The organism is Kribbella sp. NPDC050281 (assembly GCF_040655855.1).
Lineage (GTDB): Bacteria > Actinomycetota > Actinomycetes > Propionibacteriales > Kribbellaceae > Kribbella.
Genome location: NZ_JBFAKS010000011.1, coordinates 1 through 21,154, shown reverse-complemented (window position 1 = coordinate 21,154; position 21,154 = coordinate 1). Strand labels below are relative to the sequence as shown.

Annotated in this window: 23 protein-coding genes; 2 read left to right on the top strand and 21 right to left on the bottom strand. The window is 69.1% G+C overall.

Annotation, left to right across the window (positions count from 1 at the left end; all coding sequences use genetic code 11):
* Positions 1–29: 29 nt before the first annotated feature.
* The 11 genes from AB0I34_RS14010 to groES form a co-directional block, all read right to left on the bottom strand.
* Positions 30–755, bottom strand: coding sequence for an alpha/beta hydrolase (locus AB0I34_RS14010; RefSeq protein ID WP_360444738.1), 726 nt, complete (start codon positions 753–755; stop codon positions 30–32).
* Positions 752–1,858 (bottom strand): GuaB3 family IMP dehydrogenase-related protein, encoded by a 1,107-nt coding sequence (locus AB0I34_RS14005; protein WP_360444735.1) that lies wholly within the window; start codon positions 1,856–1,858, stop codon positions 752–754. Before AB0I34_RS14005 ends, AB0I34_RS14010 begins: the two co-directional genes overlap by 4 nt.
* A gap of 109 nt (positions 1,859–1,967) precedes the next feature.
* Positions 1,968–2,735: a hypothetical protein gene (locus AB0I34_RS14000; RefSeq protein ID WP_360444732.1), complete on the bottom strand. Its 768-nt coding sequence runs from the start codon at positions 2,733–2,735 to the stop codon at positions 1,968–1,970.
* Positions 2,735–3,127, bottom strand: coding sequence for a hypothetical protein (locus tag AB0I34_RS13995; RefSeq protein ID WP_360444729.1), 393 nt, complete (start codon positions 3,125–3,127; stop codon positions 2,735–2,737). Before AB0I34_RS13995 ends, AB0I34_RS14000 begins: the two co-directional genes overlap by 1 nt.
* A gap of 140 nt (positions 3,128–3,267) precedes the next feature.
* Entirely contained in the window at positions 3,268–4,155 is an 888-nt protein-coding gene (locus AB0I34_RS13990; RefSeq protein ID WP_360444726.1) for a hypothetical protein, read from the bottom strand.
* A 118-nt stretch (positions 4,156–4,273) separates the two neighbouring features.
* Positions 4,274–5,785: an IMP dehydrogenase gene (gene guaB, locus AB0I34_RS13985; protein WP_360444723.1), complete on the bottom strand. Its 1,512-nt coding sequence runs from the start codon at positions 5,783–5,785 to the stop codon at positions 4,274–4,276.
* Positions 5,786–5,904: 119 nt separating this feature from the next.
* Positions 5,905–7,263, bottom strand: coding sequence for a hypothetical protein (locus AB0I34_RS13980; protein ID WP_360444720.1), 1,359 nt, complete (start codon positions 7,261–7,263; stop codon positions 5,905–5,907).
* Positions 7,256–7,876, bottom strand: coding sequence for an RNA polymerase sigma factor ShbA (gene shbA / locus AB0I34_RS13975; protein WP_131360831.1), 621 nt, complete (start codon positions 7,874–7,876; stop codon positions 7,256–7,258). Before shbA ends, AB0I34_RS13980 begins: the two co-directional genes overlap by 8 nt.
* A gap of 163 nt (positions 7,877–8,039) precedes the next feature.
* Positions 8,040–8,495, bottom strand: coding sequence for a GNAT family N-acetyltransferase (locus AB0I34_RS13970; protein ID WP_360444716.1), 456 nt, complete (start codon positions 8,493–8,495; stop codon positions 8,040–8,042).
* Between the two features lie 70 nt (positions 8,496–8,565).
* Positions 8,566–10,185: a chaperonin GroEL gene (gene groL, locus AB0I34_RS13965; protein ID WP_360444713.1), complete on the bottom strand. Its 1,620-nt coding sequence runs from the start codon at positions 10,183–10,185 to the stop codon at positions 8,566–8,568.
* Positions 10,186–10,313: 128 nt separating this feature from the next.
* On the bottom strand, positions 10,314–10,610 hold the full coding sequence (gene groES, locus AB0I34_RS13960) for a co-chaperone GroES (RefSeq protein ID WP_130384566.1): 297 nt from the start codon (positions 10,608–10,610) through the stop codon (positions 10,314–10,316).
* Positions 10,611–10,892: 282 nt separating this feature from the next.
* Between groES and AB0I34_RS13955 the strand changes: the two genes are divergently transcribed.
* Both AB0I34_RS13955 and AB0I34_RS13950 read left to right on the top strand, forming a co-directional pair.
* Entirely contained in the window at positions 10,893–11,504 is a 612-nt protein-coding gene (locus AB0I34_RS13955) for a peptidoglycan-binding domain-containing protein (RefSeq protein ID WP_360444710.1), read from the top strand.
* A gap of 9 nt (positions 11,505–11,513) precedes the next feature.
* Entirely contained in the window at positions 11,514–12,674 is a 1,161-nt protein-coding gene (locus tag AB0I34_RS13950; RefSeq protein WP_360444707.1) for a class I SAM-dependent methyltransferase, read from the top strand.
* Here the strand turns inward: AB0I34_RS13950 and AB0I34_RS13945 are convergent.
* From AB0I34_RS13945 to AB0I34_RS13900, 10 genes are all read right to left on the bottom strand, one after another.
* Positions 12,658–13,509 (bottom strand): phosphotransferase, encoded by an 852-nt coding sequence (locus tag AB0I34_RS13945; protein ID WP_360444704.1) that lies wholly within the window; start codon positions 13,507–13,509, stop codon positions 12,658–12,660. The two genes, AB0I34_RS13950 and AB0I34_RS13945, sit on opposite strands and share 17 nt — an antisense overlap.
* Positions 13,510–13,787: 278 nt before the next feature.
* The gene (locus AB0I34_RS13940; protein ID WP_360444701.1) at positions 13,788–14,561 is read right to left on the bottom strand and encodes an alpha/beta fold hydrolase; all 774 of its coding nucleotides are present in this window, start codon (positions 14,559–14,561) and stop codon (positions 13,788–13,790) included.
* 11 nt (positions 14,562–14,572) lie between these two features.
* Positions 14,573–15,022 (bottom strand): GNAT family N-acetyltransferase, encoded by a 450-nt coding sequence (locus AB0I34_RS13935; protein WP_360444698.1) that lies wholly within the window; start codon positions 15,020–15,022, stop codon positions 14,573–14,575.
* The gene (gene tsaD / locus AB0I34_RS13930; protein WP_360444695.1) at positions 15,019–16,071 is read right to left on the bottom strand and encodes a tRNA (adenosine(37)-N6)-threonylcarbamoyltransferase complex transferase subunit TsaD; all 1,053 of its coding nucleotides are present in this window, start codon (positions 16,069–16,071) and stop codon (positions 15,019–15,021) included. The genes AB0I34_RS13935 and tsaD overlap by 4 nt, the downstream gene beginning before the upstream one ends.
* Complete coding sequence (locus AB0I34_RS13925; RefSeq protein ID WP_360444692.1) at positions 16,071–16,520, bottom strand: GNAT family N-acetyltransferase; 450 nt, start codon at positions 16,518–16,520, stop codon at positions 16,071–16,073. The genes tsaD and AB0I34_RS13925 overlap by 1 nt, the downstream gene beginning before the upstream one ends.
* A complete protein-coding gene (tsaB, locus tag AB0I34_RS13920) occupies positions 16,517–17,185 on the bottom strand; it encodes a tRNA (adenosine(37)-N6)-threonylcarbamoyltransferase complex dimerization subunit type 1 TsaB (RefSeq protein WP_360444689.1) in 669 nt (222 codons plus the stop codon). Before tsaB ends, AB0I34_RS13925 begins: the two co-directional genes overlap by 4 nt.
* Before the next feature lies 1 nt (position 17,186).
* Positions 17,187–18,113 (bottom strand): tRNA (adenosine(37)-N6)-threonylcarbamoyltransferase complex ATPase subunit type 1 TsaE, encoded by a 927-nt coding sequence (gene tsaE, locus AB0I34_RS13915; RefSeq protein ID WP_360444686.1) that lies wholly within the window; start codon positions 18,111–18,113, stop codon positions 17,187–17,189.
* Complete coding sequence (locus AB0I34_RS13910) at positions 18,110–19,225, bottom strand: alpha/beta hydrolase (protein WP_360444683.1); 1,116 nt, start codon at positions 19,223–19,225, stop codon at positions 18,110–18,112. The genes tsaE and AB0I34_RS13910 overlap by 4 nt, the downstream gene beginning before the upstream one ends.
* 6 nt (positions 19,226–19,231) lie before the next feature.
* On the bottom strand, positions 19,232–20,422 hold the full coding sequence (gene alr, locus AB0I34_RS13905; protein ID WP_360444680.1) for an alanine racemase: 1,191 nt from the start codon (positions 20,420–20,422) through the stop codon (positions 19,232–19,234).
* Between the two features lie 15 nt (positions 20,423–20,437).
* Positions 20,438–21,079, bottom strand: a complete 642-nt coding sequence (locus AB0I34_RS13900; RefSeq protein ID WP_360444677.1) for an HAD family phosphatase — start codon at positions 21,077–21,079, stop codon at positions 20,438–20,440.
* Positions 21,080–21,154 lie beyond the last annotated feature (75 nt).

Below are 21,154 nucleotides of genomic sequence, written 5' to 3'. Positions count from 1 at the left end.
CCAACCAACGAGCACCCGACGCACGTCGGCTACCCGGCGAGCGTTCTCCGGATCTCGGGCCAGGCGAGGGCTCCCAGCTCCCGATCCGCCTCGTCCGAACCACCTCGCGCCATCCGTTGTCCGGCCGTCTTCGGCTGCTCGCCCGGCAGCACGGGGCGATGCCCTGCGGCCGGCAGCACCACGGTCCGGGTCGGCTTCTCGCCACGCCGCTCGACGATCTCCTCGGCGAACCGCACCGACGGCCACACCTTGTCGTCCCCACCGGCGATCAGGAGTACGTCGCCCCGGATCTGCTCGACCCGGATCCGGGCCGCCTCCGCGTACGCGTCGTACACCCGCAGGCTCTGCTCGTACGAGCCGACGTAGCTCGGCGGGTCGTCGTCGGGCTGCCAGTCCGGATCGAACGGCACGAACGGGAGTGGTTCGTCCTTCCAGGTCCAGGCCGATCGCTGCAGTCCGTCGTCGTCGATGCGCCCCCACACGTACGCGCTGGGGGCGAACGCGATCACCGCATCCACGCGCTCGTCCAGTGTGGCGAGCAGCAAGGCGGCTTCCGCGCCCCACGAGTTGCCCATGACAACGAGCCGGTCGTTGCGGGCGGCGAGTTCGTCCAGCGGGAAGGACTCCAACGGGACTTCAGCCTGGACGGTCCACGCCGGCGCCAGTACGTCGTACCCCTCGGCCTCGAGGATCCGGACGCGCTCATGGTCCGGCGTACCGCTGGATCCGTGCAGGAGCAGTACGCCCGTACTCAACCGACGACGACCTCGACCCGCTGGAACTCCTTGAGCTCCGTGTAGCCCGTGGTGGCCATCGCGCGCTTGAGCGCGCCGACCAGGTTCATCGTGCCGTCCGGGACCCAGGACGGGCCGAACAGGATCTGCTCGAGCGTCCCGGTGACGCCGACCTCCACCCGCTCGCCGCGGGGCAGGTCCGCGTGCCAGGCCTCGGCACCCCAGTGGAAGCCGCCGCCCGGTGCGTCGCTCGCCCGGGCCAGCGGCGAACCGACCATGACCGCGTCGGCACCACAGGCGATCGCCTTCGCCACGTCGCCGGACCGGCCGACCGACCCGTCCGCGATCACGTGCACGTAGCGACCGCCGGACTCGTCCATGTAGTCGCGCCGCGCGGCCGCGACATCAGCCACCGCGGACGCCATCGGCACGGCGACACCGAGCACCTTGCGCGTGGTGTGCGCCGCACCGCCACCGAAGCCGACCAGTACGCCGGCCGCCCCGGTCCGCATCAGGTGCAACGCGGCCTGGTGCGTCGCGCACCCGCCCACGATCACCGGTACGTCGAGGTCGTAGATGAACTGCTTCAGGTTCAGCGGCTCCGCCTGGCCCGACACATGCTCGGCGGAGACCGTCGTACCGCGAATGACGAACAAGTCGACGCCGGCGTCCACGACGTGCTTGGCGAACTGCTTGGTCCGCTGCGGCGACAGTGCGCCGGCCACGGTGACGCCGGAGTCGCGGATCTCCTGCACCCGCTGCGAGATCAGCTCGGGCTTGATCGGCGCCGAGTAGATCTCCTGCAACCGGGTGGTCGCCTGCTGCAGGTCGATCGAGGTGATCTCCTCGAGCAGGCTGGTCGGGTCCTCGTACCGGGTCCAGAGGCCTTCGAGGTTCAGTACGCCGAGACCGCCGGCCTTGCCGATCGCGATCGCGCTGGCCGGCGACATCACCGAGTCCATCGGCGCGGCCAGGATCGGCAACTCGAAGCGGTACGCGTCGATCTGCCACGCCACCGAGACCTCCTCGGGGTCCCGCGTCCGTCGCGACGGCACGATCGCGATGTCGTCGAACGCGTACGCCTGCCGCCCCCGCTTCGCGCGGCCGATCTCGATCTCGGTCATGCCCGCAGCCTACCGGCCGCTCCACCCCAGGTCAGGACGCGCCCAGCCCCCGCCCCCCGTGGCCACCCCTCGGAAGTCCGCGTACGAGCGACCCTCTCCACGTCGGCTCTCACGCGGTCGGCTCCGGCGGCGGGTCAGGCCAGCTGCGCTGCCGCTCCAGCTCGGCCCGCAGCTTGGGACCGAGGAGGCTCTCGATCTCGGCACCTCGCTCGCCGGGGTCCGGCAGCATCTCGACGAACGACGCATCGATCACATTGTCGACATCGGCATCCACGCCGTATTCGGACTCCAGGAAATCAATCAACGGCCGAACTGCCTGACCTCGCCCGGACGCGACCAGGTCGACCGCCTCGAACACGATCTCCCCCATGAACACATGCGGCAACGGACGGCCATGCAGCCGTTCGAAATGACCAGCGACCCGCCCCCGCAACGCGGGAACCGCCTCAGCAAGCCGATGGAGAAAGGCAACCGTGGACCCCGGCACAGCTTCGTCGTCCTCAAGCAGCCGGCGGGTCCTAGCAGCACGGAGCCTCGGACCCAACAGGTCCAGCATCGCCTCCGCGGCGTCTCCCGGCTCAGGCAAAGAGCCGGCGAAGCGCGTCTCGATCAACTCGTCTATCTCAGGATCAACGCCAAGCTCCGACTCGAGGAAGCGTAACAGTACGCCAAGTCGTCCGGTCAGCATTGGATCGCCCGATCGGAACCACGCGTCGGTGCTCTCAGCGAGCATCAACAAGAAGACCCCTAGGCGCGGCGGCTCGGTCCCATCGGGGTTGTTGTTCCGATGCGATCGAACATAGCTTTCCCACTCTCCCCGCAGCGGCGGCACCGTCTCGAGGAGCCTGGCCAGGAAAGCATCTGCGGCATCGCTCATCAATACTCTCTTTTCGTGCTCAGCGCGTTCTCGAGACGATCTCTCAGATCGCGGGCTATGTCGCGGTCGTGTTGCGATGCATCGGGATGCGATTTGGTCCAGTTCCACAGATCCCTAGCGGTCTGCTTCGCCTTCAGGACATGGTTCGTGCCCTGGGTCCGCCGGCCAGTCTTCAGCTCGTTGCGTACGGCGTCCATCGTGGTGCCGTCACCGATCCGGTCGGATCTCGTGTGCTTCTTGTAGAGGTTGTCGACGAGATGCTGGAGCTTCGTGTCCGAGACCACAGGCTTCTCCGCTGGCTCACGCTGCTCGATGTCCTTCGGCTGTTGGGTCCCACGAGATGAGCCGCTTGAGCTGCCAGTTGACGTGCGGCCTCGGGCGCCGGCGGTCATGAGGAGGATGCCGGACAGGCCTAGGGCGGTGGCGGCTTCGGTCGTGATGGCGGTGGTGATGACGCCGCCGCTGGCGAGGGCCAGGGCGCCAGGTGGGAAGAGCGCGAAGAGGGCCAGGACGGTCAGGGTGAAGCCGACGATCAGGAGTACGTCGTCCAGGGCGTCCAGGAGATGGGCGTTGAGGGCGAAGTGGTCGTCGAGTTCGGTACCGGTGAGGGGAGGTAGAGGATGATGGTGCCGATGGAGAGTGCGCCCAGTGCAACCAGGACGCGGAGGCGGGCCGCAGCCATCAGATCGCCAAGGGGTGACCTGGCGGTACGGCGTACTTCGACGATGCCCGCGATGACGCGCCAGAGGATCCATAAGAGGGCTGCGACGGCGGACCCGAGCATGAGCTTCGCGCCAAGGCCGGTGCTGAGCGACTGCTGGAGACCTGCCCGGGACGGGAAGGACCCGACGATCGCGAGGAGCAGGGCCGGGACCATCAGGGCCAACCACACGATCCCGAGCAGCACCCTGCGCTTCCAACCGATGGCCGCGACGAGGGTCTGTCGGACGCGGAGACCGCGCCATGCCTGGCGATTCCCTGCCGCCTGCATCTCGGTGACGAGTTCGCCGACGACAGCGCGAAGCGGTTCGGCCGTAGCCGGGGTGGTTCGAGCGGCGAGGAACCACAGCGATCGGCGTACGAGGATGAATCGAAGGACGATCCACGCAGTCCACGGCAGGGCCGTCAGGCTGAAACGGAAGAGGGACTGCCCACTCGGAAGCAGTACTCCGGGGACGAGAGACTTGGCCCGGTGCAACGTCCTCAGGTCGAGGGCGATCGCGATCGCGAGACCGGTAAGAGGCACCAGCCAGAGCACGTTCTCCAGCGCGCTGTTGAAGGGCTCGGCCGACGACTTCGAGTTGACCGCCACGTAGTTGTGCAGGGTGTGCAGACCGCACGCGACGCCGATCGGAAGTAGACCGAACGGCTTGGCCCAACGTCTCCCCCGGAGCAGGAGCCCGACGCCCAGGCACCGCATGCGTACACGCCCACCGCGACGGCCAGCCGGTACGCAAAGTCACCGGACCATAACTGACTGGAGGGTCAGAGGACGCAGAACAGCCCCGCACGGTTTGTGCGGGGCTGTTCGGGGTTGGTCAGTGGCCCGAGTAGTTGGGGGCTTCGACGGTCATTTGGATGTCGTGGGGGTGGGACTCCTGGAGGCCGGCTGAGGTGATGCGGACGAAGCGGCCTTTCTCCTGGAGCTCGGGGACGGTGCGGGAGCCGCAGTACCACATCGACTGGCGCAGGCCGCCGACGAGCTGGTGGGCGACGGCCGCGAGCGGGCCGCGGTACGGGACCTGGCCCTCGACTCCCTCGGCGATCAGCTTCTCGTCGCTGCCGACGTCGCTCTGGAAATAGCGGTCCTTGGAGTACGACTTGCGCAGGCCGCCGGACTGCATCGCGCCGAGCGAACCCATCCCGCGGTACGCCTTGAACTGCTTGCCGTTGATGAAGACCAGGTCGCCCGGGGACTCCTCGCAGCCGGCCAGCAGCGAACCCAGCATCACGGTGTCCGCGCCGGCGACCAGCGCCTTGGCGATGTCACCGGAGTACTGCAGGCCGCCGTCCCCGATCACCGGTACGCCGGCCGGCTTGCACGCCAGCGATGCCTCGTAGATCGCGGTGACCTGCGGTACGCCGACGCCGGACACGACCCGCGTCGTACAGATCGACCCCGGTCCGACGCCGACCTTGACGCCGTCCGCGCCCGCGTCGACCAGCGCCTGGGCGCCGGCCCGGGTCCCGACGTTGCCGCCGACGACGTCGACGCCGCGGGTGGCCGGGTCGGCCTTGAGTTTGCGGATGATCTCCAACTGGGCCTGGGAGTGACCGTGCGCGGTGTCCACGACGAGCACGTCGACGCCGGCCTCGACGAGCGTCATCGCCCGCTTGTAGGCCTCACCGAAGAAGCCGATCGCTCCACCGACCCGCAGCCGGCCCGAATCGTCCTTGGTGGACAGCGGGAACTTGTCGCGCTTGACGAAGTCCTTCAGCGTGATCAGGCCGGTCAGCTTGCCGGCGTCGTCGACCAGCGGCAGCTTCTCCACCTTGTGCTTGCTGAGCAGCGCCATCGCGTCGTCGGCGGAGATGCCCTGCCTGCCGGTGATCAGCGGCTGCTTGGTCATCACTTCGTGCACCGGCCGGGACAGGTCGTTCTCGAACCGCATGTCGCGGTTCGTCACGATGCCGACGAGTACGCCGGCGTTGTCGACCACCGGGACGCCGGAGATCCGGTACTGCGCGCAGAGCGCGTCGGCCTCGCCGATGCTGGCGCCGGGGCCGATGGTGATCGGCTGCGCGATCATGCCGGATTCGGAGCGCTTGACCAGGTCGACCTGCTGGGCCTGGTCCTCGATCGAGAGGTTGCGATGCAGGACACCGAGGCCGCCCTGGCGGGCCATGGCGATCGCCATCCGCGCCTCGGTGACGGTGTCCATCGCGCTGGACAGCAGCGGGATGTTCACCTCGATGTTGCGGCTGACCCGGGACCGGGTGCTCGCCTCGGACGGGATGACGTCGGACTCGTTGGGCTGCAGCAGCACATCGTCGAAGGTGAGGCCGAGGACGGCGAACTTGTCGGGAACTCCAGCGGGTGTGATGTCCATGGGGGAAACAGGCACCTTTGCACGGCGAGATCGGAACCCCATCCTAGCCGCGCCGCACGAGTCCCCCGAACTGCCCGGTCGCACCACCCGCCGCGGACCGGCGGCGGGTGGTGTGCGGGTCAGCTCGTCCGCGTGTTGACCACGCCCAGGATCTGCAGGACGGTCTGGTCCTCCAGCGAGCCGTGGGTGCGCTCGATGGCGGCGTGCTTGCCCTCGGCGTACTGGCCGGTGGAGTGCTTGCCCTTGGCGTAGGTCTCCTTCACGGATCCGCTCGAGACCTCGCCGCTGGAGTGCTTCGCGTCCGTAGTGGCGCTGAAGAACGTCTCGGCACTCTTCAGCTCGGCCACAACCCCGGTCGGGGTCGGCAGCACCGGCAGGACCTTCTCCAGCAGGTCGGTCAAGGCGCCGCCCGCAGGCTCCTGGTTCTCACCGGGCGCGTCGTCGCCAGGCTGGTCGGTGCTTGGCTTCTGCTCGTCACCAGGCTGCTCGGGCGCCGGGTTCGTGTCGCCCGGGACCGTCTGGCTGCCGCTGTCCGACCCGGCGTCGCCGGTGCTCGAGTCGCCCGTGCCCGTGCCGGTGTCGCCGCTCGGCGCCGTACTCGGCGGCGTCGTCGTGTCGCCGCTGTCCGTCCCGGTCTCGCCGTTGTCCGGCGGGGTCGACGGCGGGTCGGTCGGCTCCGTGGTCGGCGGCGGCGTCGTCGGGTCCGTCGGCGGCGCAGTCGGGTCCGTCGTCGGGTCCTGGGTCGGATCCGTGGTCGGGTCCGACGTGGGCGGATCCGTCGGGGCGGAGCCCGGCTCGTCGGTCTGGCCGTTGCCGTTGCCCGTCTGGTCCGGCGGCTGGGTCGTCTGCGTCGCCGGCGGCACCACCGGCTGCTGGATGATGCTCGGCAGCTCCTTCGGGAGCGGCCGGGCCAGCGGCGGGTTCACGTCGGTGGTCGCCTGCGGGAGCTGGTCGGCCGCGACGGTCTCGTCGGACTTCGCCTTCTCCTCGGCGGCCTTCTCTTCCTGCTTCTTCTGGTAGTCCTTGGCGACCTTGACGATCTTGGTCTTGTCGACCACCGGCATACCGTCGAGCTGTTCCTTCGGGAAGCTGGTCTGCGGGCGGACCGCGTCGACCATCTTCTCGATGACCTTCTCGTACGGCGACAACGGGTCGCCGGTGACCGCGGCGGCCACTCCGGAGACCGACAGCGCGGCCACGGCGGCGACACCGAGTGCCAGACCGCGGGCCGCCACCTTGCGGGCGAACGGGTCCGTCACCGGGTTCAGAGCCGCGCAGCGCGCCAGGAAGCTCTCCGGGTCGTCGATCGTCTCGACCGGCAGTTCGTCCTCCACCTCCACCGCGAGCCGTAGCTCGGCCAGCAGCTTGACGGCCGGGTCGTGCTCTCCCGCGCCGAGCGCGGTCTCCCCACCAGCGGCCAGCAGATCGAGCAGTGCGTCATCAGCGTCGATCGCGTCGAGATCGAAACGGTCAGCCATGATGCCCCTCCCCTGCTCCTCGTTCCAGCTGTGCCTCATGCCCCACAAACCCCCTGAGCGTGTTCAGCGCTCGATGTTGTGCGACCCTCACCGCCCCCGGTGTCATCCCCAGTGCCCGGCCGGTCTCCTCGGCTGACATCCCCGCTACCACCCGGAGCCGCAGGATCTCCCGCAGCTTCTCCGGCAACTTGTCCAGCAGCCCCATGATGTGCTGGACCTCCGAATGCCGGACCGCGTGCTCCTCCGGCGTCGGTGACTCGTCCGCGCCGTCCGGCAGGTCCGGCGTCGAAACGTCGGCCACCGCGAACGCGCGCTGGGCATCGGCGACCTTGCGGGCCGCGATGCCGTAGACGAAAGCCTCGAAGGGCCTCCCCTCGTCGCGGTACCGGCCGAGTGCGCCGAACACCGCGACACAAACCTCCTGCGCGACGTCGTCGACCATGTCGGCGCCGCCCGGATAGGTCCACAGCCTCGACCGCACATAGCGGTGGGCCACGGCACGCACCCTGGTGAGCAGGTCGTTCAGAGCTGTCCGATCGCCTTCGCTCGCGCGTGCGGCAAGATCTCGAAGCTCGACCCGGTCGTGGGTGTGTGGTACTTGGACCTCGGTCACCCTCGCCCCCCTCGTGTCGGACCGGTCAGCCTGACAGATGGTACGGCTCTCACCTTCCCTTGCCTAGTGGCAATTCGTGATCACAACCAGATTCTGGTCACGATCTGTCACTACTGGCCCGTACGGATCCTGTACTGCGCGATCGTCGCGCGATCCTCGTCCCTTAGCTGGGGGCGTCGAAGTGGATGAGCTCGCAGGCCTGGTCGCCACCCCAGTCGATCGGGGTGCGGCCGGTCTCCAGCCATCCGGCCCGCCGATACAGCCGCTCGGCCGGACCGCGATTGTCCACGACCTCCAAGGACAGCTTCCGCCTGAGCTCCGCCGCCGTCTTCACCGAATGGTCCAGCAACTGCCGTCCGATCCCCGCGCGGGTCGCCTTCGGATCCACGAACAACCGCTCCACGGACACGCCGTCAGGCCCGTTGGCGGTCAGCGCCACGTGCCCCACCACGCGCCCGTCGCTGACAGCCACCCAGCACCCGAGCCCGTCCTCCGGCGTCAACCACTTCCGCGCATCCGCCGGCCAGTTCACCGGGTACCCAGCCACCTCATGCACATCCCGCAACAGCCGGACGCAGATGTCCAGGTCCTGCTCGCCACGTTCTCTGATCAGCGTCACAAGCCCATCCCAACAGAACACCGCCCCGGCAGGACTGCCGGGGCGGTGCTGTGGAACTACTACCTGAGGATCAGTGACCGTGACCGTGGCCGTGACCGGCTGCGGCGGGCTCCTCTTCCTCGGGCTTGTCGACCACGAGGGTCTCGGTGGTGAGCAGCAGTGCGGCGATCGAGCCGGCGTTGGCGAGCGCGGACCGGGTCACCTTGACCGGGTCCAGCACACCCTGGGCCAGCAGGTCGCCGTACTCGCCGGTGGCGGCGTTGAAGCCGCTGCCGACCTCCAGCTCCGCGACCTTGGCGGTCACGACGTAGCCCTCGTAGCCGCCGTTCTCGGCGATCCAGCGCAGCGGCTCGACGATCGCCTTGCGGACGATCCGGACACCGGCGAGCTCGTCACCCTCGAGGTCCAGACCCTTGTCCAGGACGGCAGCCGCGTGCACGAGGGCGGAGCCGCCGCCGGCGACGATGCCCTCCTCGATCGCGGCCCGGGTCGCGGACACGGCGTCCTCGATCCGGTGCTTCTTCTCCTTCAGCTCGACCTCGGTGGCCGCGCCGACCTTGATCACGCAGACGCCACCGGCCAGCTTGGCCAGCCGCTCCTGCAGCTTCTCGCGGTCCCAGTCGGAGTCGGTGCGCTCGATCTCGGCCTTGATCTGGTTCACCCGGCCGTCGATGTCGTCGGACTTGCCGGCGCCGTCGACCACCGTGGTGTTGTCCTTGGAGACCACGATCCGGCGCGCCGAACCGAGCACCTCCAGACCGACCTGGTCCAGCTTCAGCCCGACCTCCGGAGCAACGACCTGCGCGCCGGTCAGCGCGGCCAGGTCCTCCAGCATCGCCTTGCGGCGGTCACCGAAGCCCGGCGCCTTGACGGCGACGGAGGTGAAGTTGCCGCGGATCTTGTTCACCACGAGGGTGGACAGGGCCTCGGCCTCGACGTCCTCGGCGATGATCAGCAGGGTCTTGCCGGACTGCACGACCTTCTCCAGCAGCGGCAGCAGGTCCGCGATCGCGGAGACCTTGCCCTGGTGGATCAGGATGTACGGGTCCTCCAGCACCGCTTCGCCGGCCTCGGCGTCGGTGATGAAGTACGGCGAGATGAAGCCCTTGTCGAACTGCATGCCCTCGGTGAACTCGAGCTCGGTCCCGAAGGTGTTCGACTCCTCGACGGTGATCACACCGTCCTTGCCGACCTTGTCGAACGCGTCCGCGATCAGGGCGCCGATCTCGGCGTCCCGGGCGGAGATGGTGGCGACGTGGGCCATGTCGCCCTTGTCGTCGACCGGCCGCGCAGTCTCGATCAGCTTGGCCGACACGGCCTCGACGGCCGCCTCGATGCCCTTCTTCAGGCCCATCGGGTTGACCCCGGCCGCGACGGCCCGCAGGCCCTCGTGCACCAGTGCCTGCGCCAGCACCGTCGCGGTGGTGGTGCCGTCACCGGCGATGTCGTTGGTCTTGGTGGCGACCTCCTTGGCCAACTGCGCACCAAGGTTCTCGAACGGGTCGTCCAGCTCGACCTCACGGGCGACGGTGACACCGTCGTTGGTGATGGTCGGGGCGCCCCACTTCTTGTCCAGGACGACGTAGCGGCCCTTCGGCCCCAGCGTCACCTTCACCGTGTTCGCGAGCTTGTCGACGCCGCGCTCCAGCGCGCGCCGAGCGTTCTCGTCGAACTCGAGGATCTTCGGCATGAAAAATCCAGTCCCTCTCTGAAATTCGCGCTTCGTAACAGCAGTTCCGAGCTCGCTGCCCCGGACCGACTCCGCCCCGGCGCCGGGAGGGCACCAGGGCGGTGTCAGTCAGGAACAGCGAGCGGCCGTCACTTGCTGACGACTGCGAGGATGTCGCGGGCGCCCAGGATCAGGTAGTCCTGGCCGTCGTACTTGACCTCGGTGCCGCCGTACTTGGAGTAGATGACCTTGTCGCCGACGGCGACGTCCAGCGGGACGCGGTTGCCGTTGTCGTCGATGCGGCCGGGGCCGACGGCGAGGATCTCGCCCTCCTGGGGCTTCTCCTTGGCGGTGTCCGGGATCACCAGGCCGGACTTCGTGGTCTGCTCGGCTTCGAGCGGCGCGACGAGGACGCGGTCCTCGAGCGGCTTGATCGTGACCGACACTTGCTGACCTCCACGGTCGATTTGCTTGTCTGCAGTTCAGGGTGGTCGCGCTCCCCTGCCGTCGCGGGGGTCAGAGGCCGGACCGCTGGCACCCTCGGGTGGAGAGTGCCAACACCGAATCTAGGCCGCGATTAGCACTCGGTCAACTCGAGTGCCAGACTTCCTCTGTCGGCGGAGTCTGTGACCGGCCGGGTACGGATCGTGGCCGAACGCTGGGCCTGACCCCCGTCGCCGTGCGACCGTTTCCACAGGAGGGCTTCCCACCGGGTCCGAGGAGCGACCATGGCCATCAGCTTCCCGTCTCTACCCAAGCTGTCCGGGCGCACGATAGCGGTCCTTGCCGCAGTGGTCGCAGTGGCCGCCGGAGCGGTCGCCGCCGGAGTGTCGAAGGACCAGCCGGCCACCCCGAGCGTTGGAGCTCCCGCCGCAGATCAGCCGGCGGAGCAGGCTCCGGCCGATCAGTCGACCGACGCGACCCGCACGTCCGCCGAGGCAGAGACCAAGGCCGCGGCCGCACTGCCACAGTGCCGCGCGGCCATCCTGGTGCCGGTCAACAGCAGCTGGGGCATCCCGATGCCGTCGATCTACGCGAGCAAGAGCACCACCTGCAACCTCATGTACGGCGACGACCCGAATCGCGGCTCCACCGTGTACGGCGACCCCGACACCGCCATCCAGGTCCTGCAGCGCAACCTGAACTTCTGCTACGGCACTCACCTCGCAGTCGACGGCATCTACGGCAGCAACACCCGTGCAGTGGTCAAGACGGTGCAGCGCAAGCACAAGCTCGTGGTGGACGGCATCTACGGCCCCAAGACCCGCGCGGCCATGAACTGGCGCCTCTACTCCTCTGCCACCAACAGCTGGAGCAGGAGCTGCTCGAGCCCGCTCTAAAGTTGCGGGGTGACTGTCACCGCGTTGCTGGACGGGTCGGGCACCGAGGTACTCGCTGAGGCCTGTGCGGCGTACCAGCCCGGCAAGGAGCTGCAGCTGGTCGAGAGGCTGCGGCGCAGGTACGACGCGACGCTTGTGACGATCGCGGTCACTCAGGCATCGCTGCGGCACCGGGCCGTCGCCAAGTTCGGAGCGGATGCGGCCCGGATGTACTTCACCCCGGACGGTCTGGAGCAGGCCACCAGGACCACGGTCGGCACGCACCGGGCCGCACGCATCGCAGCGGCCTTGCCGGGCAGCAGTGTGGTCGACCTGGGCTGCGGGATCGGTGGCGACCTGATCAGTGCGGCCCGCGCCGGTCTACGGGTCACCGGCGTCGAACGTGACCCGGAGACCGCAGCTACAGCCCGCGCCAACCTGGCCGCCCTCGGTCTGCCCGGTGAGGTCATGGTCGGCGACGCCGAGTCCACCGAGCTCACGCCGTACGACGTGGTGTTCGCGGACCCCGCTCGACGCGCTGATGGTCGGCGCGTGTTCGACCACAATGCCTACTCACCGCCGTGGACCTTTGTCACCGAGCTCTTGCAGCGCACTGCCTGCGTGAAGGTCGCGCCTGGCATCCCGCACGACGCCGTACCCGAGGGCGTCGAGGCGGAGTGGATCTCCGACGCCGGTGACGTGAAGGAGGCCGCGCTCTGGTCCGGGGCGCTGTACACCGGCACCCCGCGGCGGGCGACGTTGCTGCCCAGTGGCGTGAGTGTGGCGGATGCGCCCGAGGCTGAGAGCGGTCCGGTCGAGCGGTACATCTATGAGCCGGATGGTGCCGTTGTGCGGGCCGGTCTGGTGACCGCGGTGGCCGCCGCGGTTGACGGGTGGCTGCTGGATCCGCGGATCGCGTACGTCACCGCACCGAAGCTCGTGCCGACCCCGCTCGCGTCGGCGTACGAGGTGGTGGAGGAGCTGCCGTACAAGGAGAAGGCACTGCGATCCTGGGTCCGCACGCAGGGCATCGGCACGCTCGAGATCAAGAAGCGCGGGGTGGACGTCGACCCGGCCCAGCTCCGGAAGAAGCTCGCTCCGAAGGGCTCGGAGTCCGCCACGCTGATCATCACGCGCATCGGTCGCGACGCCGTCGCCTACTCCTGCCGCCGGGTCAAGATCGAGCCCTGAGCCATTCGAGCGCTGCCAGGCCCAGGCCCTGCTTGTACTCGCCGATCGGGCCAGGGCCGGCGCCCTTCATGCAGAAGCCGGCGTGGGCGGCCAGAACGGCAGTGAGGTCGTCAGGGTCGAGCCGGGCGGTCAGCGGATGATTGGCGGCGTACGGCTCGGGATCGAGGCCGTGCCAGGCGGCGGTGGACAGGAGAGCGATCACGTCGAGGGACGCCGATCCGCGGCGGGCGTGCGGCCAGTCGACGAAGTACACCTGCTCGGCGCCGAGCAGGATGTTGTGCGGGTAGAGATCGCCGTGCACGAGTTCGTTGCCCTGGACAACCTCCAGGCCACGGTCCTCCAGGGCGATCAGGTGAGCACGATCCCAGCCGGGTACGTCGCGCGCCTCGCGCCAGCCGCCGAGTCGCGGGAAGTCAGTGGGCAGACCGTCCGGCGCCGGGTGTGCGGTGATCGCCTCCAGGACCCGCTCCAGCTCGTCCGGTCGCCACGGATACTGCGGTTCGCGACCGTCGACGTAGGTGAAGACGAGAACCAGATAGGCGCCGTACGACGCTGTGCCGATGAGACGGGGCGCGGACACACCGGACGGGAGTCGCGTCGTGATGCGCGCCTCGTCGACGTACATCGCGTACTCGATCGGCCAGTCCTCGCTGGAGATCGCCTTCGCGAACACACGCCGTCCATCGACCAGGTCGAGCTGGGACGCCAGTCCGGGCGAGTAGCCGCCGGCGCAGTTCTTTGCGGACGCGACTCGGCCGCCGGCAAGCTCCTCGATCAGCGCACGCACGGGCTCCGGGAGGCCTTCCCATCGGAGTCTGTCCTTGCTGGCTGGCATGCTGTGAACTCCCTTCGCGCCGGACTTGCGTAGTGAGTGCATTCGAACATATGATCGATCTCGCGAGCGGGTCCCCGGGCGACCTGCCGGTAGGCGAGGTGCTGCGTCTGCTGCTGCACTCCCCGGGGATCCGCCACTAAACGGGCGACGTCCGGTCTGAGGAGGCGGACGTCGACTGAGTGTCATGCGGGTGCAGTCGGGCGTTCACCTGGGTTCGGCAGGGTAGGTGGCAGAACCGGTTGGCCGCTGACCGTTCACCTGGGGAGCAGGCGGCGAAGTCACCCCAGGTCTCTGCCCGCTGCCGTGCTCTTCCCCGCACTGCAGTGCACTTCGAACCGTTCCACGACCGGCAGCCGGAAGCGTGCCACCGCAATCGACCCGACCGCGATCGGCAACAACGCCTTCGGACCGTACTGCGGGAGTGACTCAATGCGCGGGCCGTCCGTGCCGAGGGCCGGTGCTGTGGCGTTCAGGGCAGTGGTGGTGAAGTTGGCGACCACGGTGTTCCAGTCGGTCGGCCGACGGAGCATGGCGTGGCCCTCCCCGGCGAGCGCATACATCGTGACCGGACTGCCGGCTGCGCGAAGGCGCTCGGCGTACGCGGCGGTCGCGCGCGGATCGGTCATCGTGTCGTCCGTGCCATGGGCGAACGTCACCGGCGGACGCAGCGCGGTCAGCGGCTCGCCCTCGGGCAGCCAAGGAGCCAAGCCCAGTACGCCGGCCACCCGAGAATGATTGCCTGCGGCCACGACCGCCCGGCCACCCATCGAGTGCCCGATCAGCACCACCCGCCGGATCACCGGTGGCAGCTCGTCGAGGACCGCCCGGAGATCAACGGCAGAGTCGGCGGCGGACCCGTTCCACCCGCGATACCGATAGCGCAGCATGCCGACCGCAGCCGTGGGAACAGCCGATCGGGCGGCGAGAGCGAACGGCCACATCCGCAGGATCGGCGCCCGCCACAGATGAGGAACCGCGGTCGAATTCTCCTGCCCGCCATGAGCCAGCAGCACCAGATCCGTCGCCCCGGCAGGATGCCAGACCAAATCCACAGCAGGACCACTCATGGGCGGCCGTAGATGTCTGCGGGGTCCCGACGGATGCCCATCATGCGGCCGTCGGCGGCGAGCTCGGTGAAACCGTGCCGCCGGTAGAGCTCGTGCGCGTCCTCGGTCCCGAGCATGACGCGACGTACACCCTGCAACTCGGGATGGTCGAGCAGCGTGGCCACGACGAACTTCCCCAGCCCATGCCCGCGCTGCTCAGGCACCACGAACACATCCGCGATCCATGCGAACGTCGCCCGGTCCGTCACCGCGCGAGCGAACGCGACCATCGCCCCGTCCGCCGTGAACACTCCGACGTTCAGCGACCCCGCGATCGACCGCGCCACGACCTCCCGCGGGATCCCTGGCGCCCAGTACGACGTACTCAGGAAGCCGTGCACCACGTCGACGTCGATCCGGGACGTGTCGTCGTCGGCCTCGAACCCGTGCGGGTGTGTCCACTTCATTTGTTCAGCACCTCGGTGATCGGCATCGACGAGTCGGCCGGCAACCCCAACGACGACGGCGACTTCCCGGCCCGGACCAGCTCCGAGCCGAGCGCTGCCACCATCGCGCCGTTGTCGGTGCACAACCCCGGCCGCGGCACCCGTACGGCGATGCCTGCCGCCGAGCACCGCTCTTCGGCCATCACGCGCAGCCGTGAGTTCGCCGCGACACCGCCACCGATCAACAGGTGCTCGAAGCCGCGGTCCTTGCACGCGTCGATCGCCTTGCGGGTCAGTACGTCGCAGACCGCCTCCTGGAAGGCCGCGGCGACATGGTTCACCGGCACGTCCTCACCGTCGCGACGCCGCGCCTCGACCCAGCGCGCGACCGCGGTCTTCAAACCGGAGAAGGAGAAATCGAACCGGTGCCGCTCGAGGTCGCGCTGCGACGTCAGCCCACGCGGGAACGTGACGTAGAGCCGGTCGCCACCGTCCCGTGCCGCCTTGTCGACATATGGACCACCCGGGAACGGCAGACCCAGTACCCGCGCGACCTTGTCGAAGGCCTCGCCCGCGGCGTCGTCGATGGTGCTCCCCATCGGCAGCACGCCCTCGGTGATGTCCTCGACCGCGAGCAACGACGAGTGCCCGCCCGACACCAGCATGGCGACACAGCCCTTGGGCAGATCGCCATGCTCCAAGGTGTCGACGGCGACATGCGCCGCGAGGTGGTTCACGCCGTACAGCGGTTTGTCGAGCGACAGCGCGAGCCCTTTGGCCGCGGCCACTCCGACCAGTAGCGCACCGGCGAGGCCTGGACCGCTGGTGACCGCGACGGCGTCGACGTCGGTCGGTTCGATCCCGGCCGTCTCACAGGCACGCCGGATCGTCGGCACCATCGCCTCCAGGTGCGCGCGGCTGGCCACCTCCGGTACGACGCCGCCGAACCGGGCATGCTCCTCGACACTGGACGCGATCGCGTCGGCGAGCAGCGTCTGCCCGCGGACGATCCCGACCCCGGTCTCGTCGCACGACGTCTCGATCCCCAGGATGAAGGGCTCGTTCGCCATCACCATTCCTCCCGCCACCGCATGATCACCGCATCCTCACCGCCGGCGTAGTACCCGCGCCGCCGGCTGATCTCCTGGAAACCAAAGCTTTCATAGAGCCCACCAGCCGATTGATTGCCCGCAGCAACTTCCAGTAACACGGTCCGGCCGGCGCAGCGCGCCAGCGCCGCCGTCATCAACTGCCCGCCGATCCCGGTACGGCGCTCGGCCGGAGTCACCGCGATCCGCAGCAACTCGACCACGTCCAGCGTGACCGGTGGCACCAGGAGTACGACGTACCCGACGGCCGCGCCCTCGTCCGCGACCAGGATCACCCGATCCTCGGACAGCCGGTCGAACTCGGTCGTCCACGAGACCGTACTCCAGGCGTCCGGCCCGAAGCACACCTCGTCCAACGCGACCAGAGCGGGCAGATCGTCCGCGGTCGCCGGTCGAATGGCTGGTCTCACTTCGGCAGCACGCTCTTCGGCCCGGCGGACATCGTCACGTCGGGCCGGCGCAGATACAGCGGGTCGGGCTCGACGACGTCGAGGGTCCCGGTCGCAACGCCCGTCGCAAGCACCTCGGCCGACGGGTACTCGGCCACATCGACGTCCGTCACACCGAGCGCCTCGCCGTACAGGACCGCGCCCCGGCCGATCACCGGGAGACCCGACAGCACGTGTGCGACCTCGGCCGGGCGATCCACCGCCGGCCCTTCCAGGCGACGCCGACTTCCGTCGGCGGCCGGGCCGTCGTACAGAGCCCAGTAGATCTCCTTGCGCCGCGCGTCGGTCGCGACGGCCACCGGCAGCGTCAGCGACGACTGCCGCGCCAGGATGTCCAGGCTGCAGACGCCGGCAACCTCGATCCCGAGTACGTCGGCCATGGTCCGGGCAGTGACCAGTCCGACCCGCAGTCCGGTGAACGGGCCAGGACCGACACCGACCGCGATCCGCGTCAGGTCGCGCGCCGTACAGCCGGCGGTCTCCAGCGCCGCGGCGATCGCCGGCGCGAGCAGCTCACCGTGCCGCAACGCGTCGACGGTCGTCGACGACGCGACGATCTCACCGCTCAGCGGATCGGCCAGCGCAACGGTGACGGCCGCACTCGAGGTGTCAAAGGCAAGCAACATGTCAGTTCTTCTCCAGTACGGACACCCGAACACCGGATGCGGCCCAGCGCGGCCCCACCGGGATGATCCTCAGCTCGCGGGTCTCATCAGTGTCGTCGTCGCCACGAGTGACCACGATGTCCAGCCGGTCCGGCGCCAGCGACTCGGCCAAACCGTGACCCCACTCGACCACCGTGACCGCGTCGTCGAGGCTCGCGTCCAGGTCGAGGTCGTCCAACTCGGCGATCCCACCCAGCCGGTACGCGTCCACGTGCACGAGCGCCGGACCGCCGGCCAGCGACGGGTGCACCCGCGAGATCACGAACGTCGGCGACGTGATGTCACCGCGCACCTTCAGTCCCGCACCGAGACCTTGAGTGAACGTCGTCTTGCCCGCGCCGAGGTCGCCGGACAGCACGAGTACGTCGCCCGCGCGCAACTGGCCCGCGAGCTCTTCGCCGATCGCCCGCATGTCGTCGGCCGTCGGCACGGTCAGCTCGATCGGCATCGCCTTCGCGAGGATCAGGTTGTGATCCTGCTGCTCGACCAGCGAGTACCCGCGTCGCCGCCAGAACTCCACGGTGTCGGGCAGTTCGACCCGAGCGATCAACTGGACCCGACTCAACCCCCGCTGTACGGCGACCTCCTCGGCGCACCCGACCATCGCGGACGCGACCCCGTGACCCTGGTGCCGCGGGTCGACCGAGACGCGACGCAGGTTCAGCACGTCCTCGGTCTCCTCGAACAGCATCGCGCCGGCCGGAACACCGTTGCTGCGAACCAGCAGACCGCCGTACTGCGCGATGGCCGTGGCCACTGTGGTCGCGTTCTCGGACAGGGCGGTGGACGGCGGGTCGAGCACCCGCCGCGCGGAGAACGCGTGGTGGATCACCGCAACGATCTGGTCGACGTGGTCGGACGTCGCGTCCGTTACGTGCAGGTCGGTCATGTGTGTCCCAGGGATTGTTCGGCTCGCTCGATCATGCCAAGGAGGGCGGCGGTGAACTCATCGTGGTGCTCGATCAGGCCCAGGTGACCGCAGTTCTTCACCTCGACCAGCTCCGCGCCGGGTACCCGCCGGACGATCTCCTCGGCGTGGGCGAACGGCGTCAGGTGGTCGCGGTCGCCACCGATCACCACGCACTCCACCTTCTGCAGCGGCTCCAGGGAGTCGAACTTGTCGTGCAGCGCGAAGATCGGGTAGAACTCCGCGATCACCGAGATCGGCGTCGCCGCGATCATCTCGTTGACGAACTCGGTGTATGCCGGCGGTACCTCCGAGCCGAACGAGTACTTCCGGGTCAGCAGGTAACTGATGTCCGTCCCGGCCTTCCGGCTGCGCTCCACCACGTCGGGGATCCGCGCCAGCACCGACACCGTCGGGGTAGCCAGGGTGCGGAGCATCATCCCGAGCTTGCCCGGCACGATGATCGGAACCTGGTCCAGGCCGCCCGCGCTGGTCGAGCACAGCCCGATCCCGATGATCCGGTCAGCGAACAGCTCCGGATGCTGCTCGGCCAGCGCCATGATCGACATGCCACCCATCGAGTGGCCGATCAGGATCACCGGACCGGTCGGCGCGAACTCCTCCATGATCCCGTGCAGGTCGCGGCCGAGCTGCTCGATGCTGACGTGCTCCTTCGGCGAGCGCCCGGACCGGCCGTGCGAGCGCTGGTCGTAGAACACCAGCGTGCCGATGCCGGCCAGGTCGCGGCGCTCGAAGTGCCAGCAGTCCATGTTCAGGCCGTAGCCGTGCGCGAAGATGACGGTCAGGTCCTCCGGCGGCAGCGGCAGCTTCCGCCCGAACCGGCGCTTCGGTTGCGCAGGCCGGCGGGACCGCTTCAGCTCGTCGACCTCGACGTACAGCTCGACGCCGTCGTCGGCCGTGAAGACGTGTGGAGTACCGCGCATCGAGCCGAACGGCTCGGCCTCGAGCTGCGCGCGCTGACTGGACCGGCGGCCGATCACTTGCCGCTCGACGGCAACGCCGGCTGCCGCTCCCGCGGCGAGCACTCCGACCGCGGCCCCGATCAGACCAGCAGTCCGTCCTGCTTTGGACATACCGGTCTACCTTTCGACTGGGGTGGTGGAGTGGGGAAGGTCTTGAGCACTGTCGACGTACCGGCGGGGAATCCGGGCGCCCAGCCGGGTCACGATCTCGTAGTTGATGGTCCGCGCGGCGTCGGCCCAGTCGTCCGCCGTCGGCTCGCCGTTGGTCCCGGGGCCGAACAGCACGACCTCGTCGCCCGCGGCCGCCTCATCGTCCTCGAGGTTGACCACGCACTGATCCATGCAGATCCGGCCGACGACCGTACGCCGATGTCCACCGGACAGGACCGGTGCTCCGTTGGACGCGTGCCGCGGCAGGCCGTCGCCGTACCCGAGCGGAATCAGACCGAGCGTCGACGGCCGCGGCGCGGTCCAGGTCAGGCCGTACGAGACGCCCGCTCCGGCCGGCACCCGCTTCACCATCGCGAGCCGTGCCTTCAGCGTCATCGCCGGGCGTAGCCCCAGCTCTGCCGACGGCAGCGCATGCCCGAACGGCGAGAGCCCGTACGTCGCGACGCCTGGGCGGACCAGGTTGAAGTGGGTCTCAGGGAGCGCGAGCGTGGCACCCGAGTTCGCCAGGTGCTTGAACTCGGCGTCGATGCCGAACGACTCGGCGACCTCGATCGCCTCCTGGAACGTGGCCAGCTGAGCCTCGTTCGCCGGGCTCTTCGGCTCGTCCGAGGACGACAGATGCGACCAGATGCCCCGCACTTCGATCCGGCCCGACTGCTGCTCGCGGACGGCGGCGCGGATCAGCGCGGGCCACTCCTCGGGTACGGCGCCGCCGCGGCTCATGCCGGTGTCGATCTTCAGGTGCACCCGGGCGGGCCGGTCGGTCACCCCGGCGGCCAGCTCGTCGATCTCCCAGGGCGCGCCGGCGGACAGGTCGATGCCGGCAGCGATCGCGTCTGACAGCGGCTCGCCCGGCGTGGTCAACCAGCAGAAGATCGGACCGGTGTCGCCGGCCTCGCGCAGCGCGAGCGCCTCCTCGAGTACGGCGGCGCCGATCCAGTCGGCACCGGCCTCGCGAGCGGCCCGGGCGACCGGGACCATCCCGTGCCCGTAGCCGTCGGCCTTGACCACGGTCATCAGCTGCGCGCCGTCGGCACGAGCACGCAGCGTGGCCACGTTGTGGCGGATCGCGGCCAGATCAACGACCGCCTCGGCGCGGACCGGGCGGTCGCCGCTAAGTGACTGGAGGGTAGACATAGCCCTTCCAGTGTCTCAGGCGCCGTCGATCAGGTCGGCAAGGGCGGCCATGTCGTGGAAAACCGCGTCCGCCGCGGACAGCTTCACGGGGTCCGTCATCCCGGCGTACCCGAAGACCTTCATGCCGGCCGCGTTGGCCGCGGCGACGCCCAGCGGGCTGTCCTCGACGACCACGCAGTCGGCCGGTTTCACGCCCAGCTCCTGCGCCGCGTGCAGGAACAGATCAGGCGCGGGCTTGCCGTGGGCAACGTCCTCGGCGCTGAAGATCCGGCCCTCGAACCGGTCCAGGAACCCGACCGCGGTGAGCGCCGTACGGATCCGGCGGTGCGTGCCCGACGACGCCAGGCAGTACCTGATTCCCTCGGCGTCGAGGTGGTCGAGGACAGCCTCGACGCCCGCGATCGCCTGCAGCTGGGCGAACCCGTCGAACAGACGCTGGTGGTACCTGTCCTCCAGGTCCGCCGGCAGCGGACGTCCGAGCTGCGCCTCGGCCTTCTGCCGCATGGACGCCATACTGCCGCCCATGAAGTCACGCACCGCTTCCTCGAACGTGTAGGGCAACCCGGCCTCGGTCAGCAGCTCGGCCAGGATCGAGTTGGCCAGCCGCTCGGAGTCCACCAGTACGCCGTCGTTGTCGAAGATCACCAGACCGATCACCCCAGCACCCTACGCAATGCGGCCGCCGGCCCCGGGGGGGGGGCGGGGGCCCCGGCGGGGGGTGGGGGGCGGATC